A 9300-nucleotide genomic window follows, 5' to 3' on the forward strand; every position below is an offset into this window, starting at 1 on the left:
GTCGGCGAATCCGGTTCCGGCAAATCCGTCAGCGCGTTGTCGATCCTGAAGCTGCTGCCGTATCCGACCGCGTCGCATCCGTCGGGCAGCATCCACTTCAAGGGCCGCGAACTGATCGACCTGCCGGAGCACGAGATCAGGGGCATTCGCGGCAACGACATCTCGATCATCTTCCAGGAGCCGATGACATCGCTCAACCCGCTGCATACGATCGAGTCGCAGATCGGCGAGATCCTGCAGTTGCACAGCGGCATCGGCGGCGCCGCCGCGCGGGCGCGGACGCTGGAATTGCTGACGCAGGTCGGTATTCCCGAGCCGGAAACCCGGCTCGCCAGCTATCCGCATCAATTGTCCGGCGGCCAGCGCCAGCGCGTCATGATCGCGATGGCGCTCGCCAACGAGCCCGATCTGCTGATCGCGGACGAGCCGACCACGGCGCTCGACGTCACCGTGCAGGCGCAGATCCTGGCGCTGCTGGCCGAGATCCGGGCGCGGCTCGGCATGAGCCTTTTGTTCATCACCCATGATCTCGGCATCGTCCGCCGCATCGCCGACGTGGTCTGCGTCATGAAAAGCGGCGAGATCGTCGAGCAGGGGCCGGTGGAGCAGGTCTTCACGGCGCCGACGCATCCCTACACCAGGGCCCTGCTGGCGGCGGAGCCGAAGGTCGATCCGGCGCCGCCGCAACCGGGCAATCCGGTGGTGATGGCGACCGACAACCTGAAGGTCTGGTTTCCGATCAGGCGCGGCCTGTTGCGCAAGACGGTCGGACACATCAAGGCGGTCGACGGCGTCAGCATTTCCGTGCGCAAGGGCGAGACGCTCGGCGTGGTCGGTGAATCCGGTTCCGGCAAGACCACGCTGGGCCTCGCGCTGCTGCGGCTGATTTCATCCGACGGCCCGATCGTGTTTCTCGGCAGCAATATCCAGGGCCTGCGCTTCAAGGAAATGCGGCCGCACCGCCGCGATATGCAGATCGTGTTCCAGGACCCGTTCGGCGCGCTGTCCCCGCGCATGTCGGTCGGCGACATCGTCGCCGAAGGCCTCAGCGTGCATCAGAGCGCGCTGTCGGAAGACGAGCGCGAGGCGCGCGTGGTCAAGGCCCTGAAAGACGTCGGCATGGATCCGGCCACGCGCTTCCGCTATCCGCATGAATTCTCCGGCGGCCAGCGCCAGCGTATCTCGATTGCCCGTGCGGCGGTGCTGGAGCCGAATTTCGTGGTGCTGGACGAGCCGACCAGCGCGCTCGACATGCTGTTCCAGGCCCAGATGGTCGACCTGCTGCGCGAGCTGCAGCGCAAGCGCGACCTCACCTACATGTTCATCTCGCACGATTTGCGCGTGGTCGCCTCGCTCGCCAGCCATCTGATCGTGATGCGCCACGGCAAGGTGGTGGAGGAGGGCCCGGCCTCGGAGCTGTTCAAGTCGCCGAAGTCCGACTACACCCGCGCGCTGTTCGCCGCGGCGTTCCGGCTGGAAGCGGAGCCGGGCGGGGCGGCGACCACCTAGCGGATGAAGTCTGGCGCTCGGTGCCCTACGTTCAGGCGCTCCGGCTCCTTTGCGGTTGAATCAAATTCGACACACCGTTCCGGTTGTTGCGGCGCGACATTACGGTAGCGATTGGGGCAATAGCGGACGTGACACGGAGTTCACGTTTCTGCAGTAATGACCCAACTCTGCCATCCGGGGTGCCAGTTTTGGCTCGACCCCGGCCAGTTTTGCAAAAATCTGAACGAAGAAGCACTTGCCAAGACCCGCGGTGCCGTGAGAAGCAAGCCAGATGGACTATTTGCTATCACTTGCCGTTGATCCAGCGGCGTGGATCGCTCTGCTTGCCCTGATTGCCATGGAAGTGGTCCTTGGCATCGATAATCTAATTTTCATTGCGATCTTGACCAACCGCTTGCCGGAACACCAGCGCGAGATCGGCCGCCGCATCGGGATCGGGCTCGCTCTGATTATGCGACTGCTTCTATTGGGCTCGATTGCCTTTATCGTGAAGCTGACAAATCCGCTGTTTTCAGTGCTCGGCCAGGAATTTTCCTCGCGCGACCTGATCTTGATTACCGGCGGCCTGTTTCTCGTATGGAAGGCGACCAAGGAAATTCACCATCGGGTCGATCTCGATCCCGGACCGGACCTTTTTGATCGGAAGAACGTCAGTCTCGGGTTTGCCGCGGCAATGGGGCAGATCGTGATGTTGGACGTCGTGTTTTCCGTCGACAGCATCATTACAGCAGTTGGGATGACCGAACATGTCCCGATCATGATCATCGCCGTTGTTGTTGCGGTCCTCACCATGTTGCTGGCGGCAAATCCGCTTTCGAACTTCATCATTGCAAACCCGACCATTGTCATGCTGGCTTTGGGGTTTCTTTTGATGATCGGAACCGCGTTGATCGCGGAAGGTTTTGGAGTGAAGGTTCCGAAGGGCTATATCTACGCTGCGATGGCATTCTCAGCGCTCGTCGAAGGCCTCAACATGATCGAGCGACGCTCAAGAAGGAGCCGTCCGGACTGATGCCCCAGGATCGTCTGGATTTGCGCTGCCCCGGCACTTTGGACTTCGGGGCGGGCTGATCACTTCCTCTTCAAGAACCGAAGCGGAGTACCAGCGATCCCCGAGGCTGTGCACGCAGCACTGGTGCCGTGCGCCAATTCGTCTTTCTTCACCTTTGCTGTAGCGGAATTGTCGCCTTTTGGCACTTTCGGAAGTGGCCGGTCCGGCCAACGATGTTCGTTGCTGGCGGCCGAGCGGACTTCACGGATACGACCGCCAAGTTTGCAAAATTACCCTTAGCGGCCATCAATAGTTTAGGCCGGGTCAAGCATTTTGATTGCGTCGAATGCAATCTGGCGCCCGTCGAGCTTTGCTTGCGTGATCTCGAGCTTTATGGTCGATAGAATCTGCAAGAGGACGAGTATGAGAGAAATTCTGACGTTGGCTGGGGAGAACCTGAACTCTCCCATGATTCTCAGTTTCGTACTTGGACTTCTGGCCGCGTGGGTGCGATCGGATTTAAGCTTTCCTGAGGCGATCGCCAAGGGAATGTCACTCTATCTTCTATTTGCGATTGGGTTCAAAGGCGGAGTAGGCGTGGCCGCTCATGGGGCGGATGCGCGGCTGGTAACTGCGCTGCTGGCAGGGGTCGTGCTCTCACTGGTATTGCCCTTCCTCGCATTCGTCCTTCTCCGGTCGCTGGCTCAAGTGTCGATCATCGATGCGGCGGCCGTGGCTGGACATTACGGCTCGATTTCAATCGTGACCTTCCTGACTGCGAGCGCGCTTTTGACTGAACGCGGCGTTCCTGCCGAGAGTTACATGGTGGCGATTGCTGCTGCGATGGAGGCCCCGGCAATCTTATCGGCGTTGTGGCTGGTCGCGTGGCGCGGTGAAGGTGTTGAGAAGCAGAGCGCAAAGGCGTGGCGTGAGATTTTGTTTAATGGGTCCATCGTGCTGCTTGTCGGCGCATTCGCAATTGGCTGGCTTACCGGGCAGGACGGGCTGGCTCAGATCGAGAGCTTCATCGTTTCGCCGTTCAAGGGCATACTTTGCCTGTTTCTGCTCGACATGGGCCTTGTTGCCGGCCGGGGACTGTTGAGCAGCCGCGGAATTCTCAAGCCGGGCATTCTGGTATTCGCTGTTTTGATGCCGCTGACAGGAGCAACACTTGGCCTCGCAGCCGGCTTGGCGCTTGGGCTTTCACAGGGCGGCGTAACGCTCATGATGGTGCTTTGTGCCTCCGCTTCGTACATCGCCGTTCCCGCCGCCATGCGAGTGGCGCTCCCGCAGGCGAATCCGGGGCTGTCGCTCACGCTTTCGCTGGGGCTGACGTTTCCGTTCAATCTGATTGTTGGAATACCGCTGTACTTGGCGGTGACCGAATTCATAACGAAAACATGATTGAGGGCCACGGATATGGAGATGCACAAGGCCAAACGCGTGGAAATAATCATCGAGGCGATGATGGAACGCCGCCTGACGGATGCTCTCGTCGGCGTTGGAGTGTCAGGCTACACGGTGCTCCCGGTCAGCGGCGGATCGGGGCGATCCGGGCAATGGACACGCGAGGGACAGGTGAGCCGGGCCAGTGGGATGGTGGCAGTGATTTGCTTGGTTCGTCCGGAACGTCTGGACGGTCTGCTTGATGCGGCATTTTCGGTCGTGAGTCGCCATATTGGCGTAATCAACATCACTGACGCATTGGTGCTCCGGGCCGAGCGGTTCTAGTGCAAGAGAAAAGCTGCACTCGCAAACATCAGGCAGAATTGTTTTGAATACCTCTTGGAGAGCCCAAAGTAAGTCGGCTTTCTGCGCAAGCCCCAGCATCAATGTGTAAAGTTTTGCACTGTGAGGAAGTCTGTTCCTGGTACCTTTGAGACATGCCTGCCTACCGTAGGGATGTCTGCCCATGGGGCTAGACCGGAAGTGGTGGCTACGGTCAAACCGACGCGACCCAAGGCCGAGATGCTGTCTTCAATCACTGCGCGAACCCAAGCTCGGTCCCATTTACCATTGCGACGAGCATGGTACGATCCGCTTGCGCGTCGCGAGGACGACCGCCACGAACTGATTGGACGGAAAGGTCCAGACGACATTGCATCCTCTCGCTTCGAATCCGCTTCACAGCAAGGACCCTTGAGCATGAAAACGATCCGATCGCCCGACGTGGCGGAGGCGCCGCCGCAGACGTGGTCTAACATGAAGGTGGCAAACGGATATTTCCACATCGCGGGGATGACCGGCTCGGGGCCTAAGGGGGAGCATCCAGGCGACGACATGTACATTCAGGCCAGGTCGATTTTTCAGACGTTCAAGCACCTGCTGGAGGCCGCGGGCGATCTGCGCTTTGCCGACAGCTTCCGGCTGATCGTCTACGGTTTCCTATTGGTGATCGCGACCATCTTCATGCCCCGCGGCATCGCCTTCCTGCTTGCGCAGGGCTAGCGGAAAATCGCACAGCAATGGCCGAAGGCGCAGCTGCAATGACCACACAGGACCACGAGATCCGATTGATCGATGCGACCAGACACTTCGTCACCGACTATGTGATGCCGAACGCATCGCGCTGGGAGCGCGAACGCGCGTTGCCGCACGAGGCGTTCAAGCGCGCCGCAGCAATGGGCCTCACGGCCATCGAGGTGCCGGTGGCGCTGGGGGGCATGGGTTGCTCCTTTACCACCAAGGCTGGGATAGCGGAGCTGCTCGCGACCGCCGATTTCGGCTTCGCGATGGCGATCGTCAACACCCAGAACGTCGCCAAGAAGTTTTCCGATCATCCCGACTTCGCGTTGGGCCTGTTGCATCTGCCCGATCTGATCGCCGCCGACCGGATCGGCTGCACCGCGCTGACCGAACCTGACACCGGCTCGGACTTCGCCGCCATCACGACGTTGGCGCGCGCTTCCGGTGACGGCTGGATGATAAGCGGCGAAAAGGCGTGGATTACCAATGCGACCCGTGCCGACAGCATCATTGCCTATGTCCAGACAAGGGAAGTCGGAGATGCGTCGGGGATCGCCGCGTTTGCCATCGACGGACGGCGTGACGGCTTTCGACGCGGGGCATCCTCCGACCCGATCGGCCTCCATAGCAATGGTAGCGGTGGCTTCACGTTGAAGGACTATTACGCGCGCGGCGACGAAATGATCGGCGAGCCAGGAGAGGCCTTCAAGTCGATCTTGCTTGAAATCAACGGCGCCCGCATCTACGTCGCAGCGATGGCTTGTGGCATGATGCAGTCCGCGCTCGATGCGGCCTGCGCCTACGGCAGCCGCCGTCAGAGCTTCGGTCAGGCACTTTCCGGTCATCAAGGCTGGCGCTGGAGACTCGCCGAGGCATCGTCGGAACTGGCCGCCGCGAAGGCGCTGGTCGCCAGCGCTTGCCGTGCATTCGACGCCGGCGAGGACGTGCAATGCCTCGCCGCCCAAACCAAGGTCATGGCGACCCGGATGGCCGAGCGGCATCTGCCGGCGCTCACCCATGCGATGGGCGCCGAGGGCCTGAAGATGGATCAGCCGTTTGGCCGCCATCTGGTTGGAATTCAGTTTTGCGGATTGGTCGATGGCTCGACCGAAATGCTTCTCGAACGCGTCGCTCGGTTGATCAAGCCGGCGTGACCTTATCCCGCTTTATTCATTCCCGAACCGATGGTGCCCAACATGCGTGTGTTTCAAATCGAAGGTGACTGGGGGATGGACCATCTACGGCTGGCGCAGCGACCGGATCCGGTTGCCGGCCCGGGCCAGATCGTGGTCAGGATGCGGGCGTCGTCGCTGAACTTTCGCGATCTCGTGGTGCTCGACCGCGGCTACGGCCGCGGCACCGGGACGCTGCCGCTGATCCCGGTATCCGACGGCGCAGGGGACGTGGTTGCCATTGGCGAATGCGTCTCTCGGGTCAAGGTAGGGGATCGGGTGTGCCCGACCTTTTTCCAGAACTGGACCGGTGGTGATCCGCGGCCGGAAAATTTCGGTTTGGCCTTGGGCGGCAGTCTCGACGGCACCATGGCCGACCTCATGCTGTTGTCAGAGCAGGGCGTGGTGAAAATCCCCAACAGCCTCAGCTACCAGGAAGCCGCGAGCCTGCCCTGCGCGGCGCTGACAGCGTGGAGCGCACTGGTCACGAATGGCCGGATCAAGGCCGGTGATAAGGTCCTGGTCCAGGGCTCTGGCGGAGTCGCCCAATTCGCATTGTCATTCGCCAAGGCCCACGGCGCGCATGTTACGGTGATCTCGTCGTCTAACGAAAAGCTGGCGCGGCTGAGCCAAGCCGGCGCCGATGCTGGCATAAACTATTCCATCACCCCCGACTGGGCCAAGGCCACGCGTGACATCACCGCGGACAATGGCGGCTTCGACCACATCGTGGAACTTGGCGGAGAGGCCACCTTCGTCCAATCGCTGCGCTGCATCCGGCCAGGCGGCACGATCTCGCTGATCGGCGTGCTGTCAGGACTGAACCTGACGACGTCGCTCGGCCCAATCGTATCGCGGCAGGTCCGGCTGCAGGGCATCACCGTCGGCCATCGCGGCAGCTTTGAAGACATGTTGCGGGCGATGCAGCAAATGAAGATCAAACCAATGCTCGACCGCACGTTTGGCTTTGACGATCTGAAGGAGGCCCTAGCTTACCTCAAGAGCGGCCAGCAATTCGGCAAGATTGTCATCGCACATTGATTACCCCTCTCCATCCAGTTCGAGGATTGTTCCGATGTATTATCCAACACATTTTGCGGCGACTACGCCGAACAAGGTCGCTTTTCAGTTGCTCGGCAGCGGCGAGAGCGTGACCTACAGCCAGCTGGAGCAGCGCTCGAATCAGGCTGCGCAGCTGTTTCGTAGCTGTGGCGCCCGCACTGGCGATCACATCCTGATCGTGATGGAAAACAATCGACAGTTTCTTGAGATCTGCTTTGGCGCCGACCGCGCTGGGCTTTATTACACCGCGGTCAACACGCACCTGCTCCCCCACGAAGTGGCCTATATCGCTCGCGACTGCGGCGCCGGCATCGTGATTACCTCACGAACCTTCGAAACGCTGGCGGCTGAACTGCGAAGCACCGTCGATTCTGTGCAGCATTGGTTCATGGTTGGCACGCCGATCGACGGCTTTGCCAGCTGGCATGAGTTCAGCAGCGCGCAGCCCTCAAGTCGGATCGTTGATGAAATGCAAGGTCTTGACATGCTGTATTCGTCGGGCACCACCGGTCGCCCCAAGGGCATCAAGTGGCCCCTGTTGGATCAGCCGCCGGGTCGGCCGACCATGCTGATCGATCTGCTCTGTGGACTGTATGCCTATGCTGACACGACCCGCTATCTGTCACCAGCTCCCCTTTATCATGCCGCACCGATGCGACACACCATGACGGTGATCAAGCGCGGCGGCACCGCCTTTATCATGGAGAAATTCGACGCGCAGACGGCGCTTGCCGCAATCGAGGCGCATCGGATCACACACAGCCAGTGGGTTCCTACCATGTTCGTCCGAATGCTGAAACTGCCGGAGCAGCAGACTCGCGGCTACGATCTGTCATCCATGACCCACGCTATCCACGCTGCAGCGCCCTGCCCTGTCGACGTCAAGGAGAAGATGATCGCCTGGTGGGGACCGATCATCTACGAATACTACGCTGGCACCGAGAACAATGGTTTCTGCGCGATCACCACGGAAGAATGGCTGGCCCACAAAGGATCGGTGGGACCGGCAATTCTGGGCGAGCTGCATATCTGCGACGAGATGGGTGTGGAACTTCCGGTCGGTTCGGAAGGTGAGATCTATTTCGCCAATGGCCATCCATTTTCATATCATAACGATCCGGAGAAGACGCAAGCTAGCCGTAACGCGCAGATGTGGACCACGCTTGGCGATATCGGTGTCCTCGATAGCGACGGATTTCTTTATCTGACCGATCGAAAATCTTTCCTGATCATTTCGGGCGGCGTCAATATCTATCCGCAGGAGATCGAAGACACCATTCTGTCGCATCCGGCAGTAGCCGACGCGGCGGTGATCGGGATTCCCAATACTGACTTCGGCGAAGAGGTAAAAGCAGTGGTGCAGTTGCTCGACCCAAGTATGGCGAGCGACAAGCTCGCTGCGGCGATCATCGATCATTGCAAGGCAACGCTGTCCGCGTTCAAGTGCCCACGCTCCGTTGACTTTACGGCCCAGCTGCCCAGGCAGCCAACAGGAAAACTCTACAAGAGATTGCTGCGTCAGCAGTATCAGGACGAGCACAACGCCCGGACATCGCCGAGGGTCGCAGGTTATTGAAAGACTAAGACCCCGCGAAATCCGTTCAGGAAGTCCGCCCTGGCCGATCCCTGCTTGACAGTTGAGAAGCGGTCTCCTCGCATCGTCCCACCGACAAATGCTCATCCGCGTCGACGAGGTGATCGAATAGCGATTGTTTGTTGCAGTGCATGAGTCTCTATGTTGGCACATAGCGTCGGTTGGTGCGGCGCCGTGACATGTCCGGAGTTGGCAGTAAGCCCGGACGACATCGATTTCGCCTGTGGAAGTCGCACCAGGCGTCAGATTGATCCACAAGACGGTGTTTACGTCAGCCGCTTGATCGCCAGCACCTCGCTCCCCGCCGCCAAGATACGCGCGATGGCATCGCGTGTACTTTCGATCACTGTCGCCATATGATGCGCATTGGCGTGCACGATGCTCTCGGCGTCGCGCGCGATTGCGACATGGCCGTTCCAGAAGATCAGGTCGCCCCGCTGCAACGGGCTGGACTCCGCCAGTCCGATCAAGCGGCCGAGCCCGTCGCGCTGCATGTCGCTGTCGCG

Annotated in this window: 8 protein-coding genes and 1 pseudogene; 8 read left to right on the forward strand and 1 reads right to left on the reverse strand. The window is 60.2% G+C overall.

What is annotated here, in order from left to right; translation table 11 throughout:
* The 8 genes from Q8N40_RS14010 to Q8N40_RS14045 form a co-directional block, all read left to right on the forward strand.
* Window positions 1-1509, forward strand: a 1509-nt coding sequence (locus Q8N40_RS14010) for an ABC transporter ATP-binding protein (RefSeq protein ID WP_305712239.1), incomplete at its 5' end; no start/stop codon positions are given.
* Window positions 1510-1780: 271 nt separating this feature from the next.
* Window positions 1781-2521 carry a TerC family protein gene (locus Q8N40_RS14015; RefSeq protein ID WP_305712240.1) on the forward strand — a complete coding sequence of 247 codons (741 nt, stop codon included), beginning with the start codon at window positions 1781-1783 and terminating at the stop codon, window positions 2519-2521.
* A gap of 402 nt (window positions 2522-2923) precedes the next feature.
* Window positions 2924-3904, forward strand: coding sequence for a sodium-dependent bicarbonate transport family permease (locus tag Q8N40_RS14020; protein ID WP_305712241.1), 981 nt, complete (start codon window positions 2924-2926; stop codon window positions 3902-3904).
* Between the two features lie 21 nt (window positions 3905-3925).
* A complete protein-coding gene (locus Q8N40_RS14025) occupies window positions 3926-4231 on the forward strand; it encodes a P-II family nitrogen regulator (protein WP_305712242.1) in 306 nt (101 codons plus the stop codon).
* Window positions 4232-4645: 414 nt separating this feature from the next.
* A complete protein-coding gene (locus tag Q8N40_RS14030; RefSeq protein ID WP_305712243.1) occupies window positions 4646-4948 on the forward strand; it encodes a RidA family protein in 303 nt (100 codons plus the stop codon).
* Window positions 4949-4986: 38 nt separating this feature from the next.
* Window positions 4987-6120 carry an acyl-CoA dehydrogenase family protein gene (locus tag Q8N40_RS14035; protein WP_305320784.1) on the forward strand — a complete coding sequence of 378 codons (1134 nt, stop codon included), beginning with the start codon at window positions 4987-4989 and terminating at the stop codon, window positions 6118-6120.
* 42 nt (window positions 6121-6162) lie between these two features.
* The gene (locus Q8N40_RS14040) at window positions 6163-7179 is read left to right on the forward strand and encodes an NAD(P)-dependent alcohol dehydrogenase (protein WP_305320785.1); all 1017 of its coding nucleotides are present in this window, start codon (window positions 6163-6165) and stop codon (window positions 7177-7179) included.
* A 34-nt stretch (window positions 7180-7213) separates the two neighbouring features.
* The gene (locus Q8N40_RS14045) at window positions 7214-8776 is read left to right on the forward strand and encodes an AMP-binding protein (RefSeq protein WP_305320786.1); all 1563 of its coding nucleotides are present in this window, start codon (window positions 7214-7216) and stop codon (window positions 8774-8776) included.
* A gap of 284 nt (window positions 8777-9060) precedes the next feature.
* On the opposite strand, the pseudogene Q8N40_RS14050 reads toward Q8N40_RS14045, so the two are convergent.
* Window positions 9061-9300: pseudogene (locus Q8N40_RS14050) on the reverse strand (peptidase P60); the annotation flags it as partial.

The organism is Bradyrhizobium sp. (assembly GCF_030693485.1).
GTDB lineage: Bacteria > Pseudomonadota > Alphaproteobacteria > Rhizobiales > Xanthobacteraceae > Bradyrhizobium.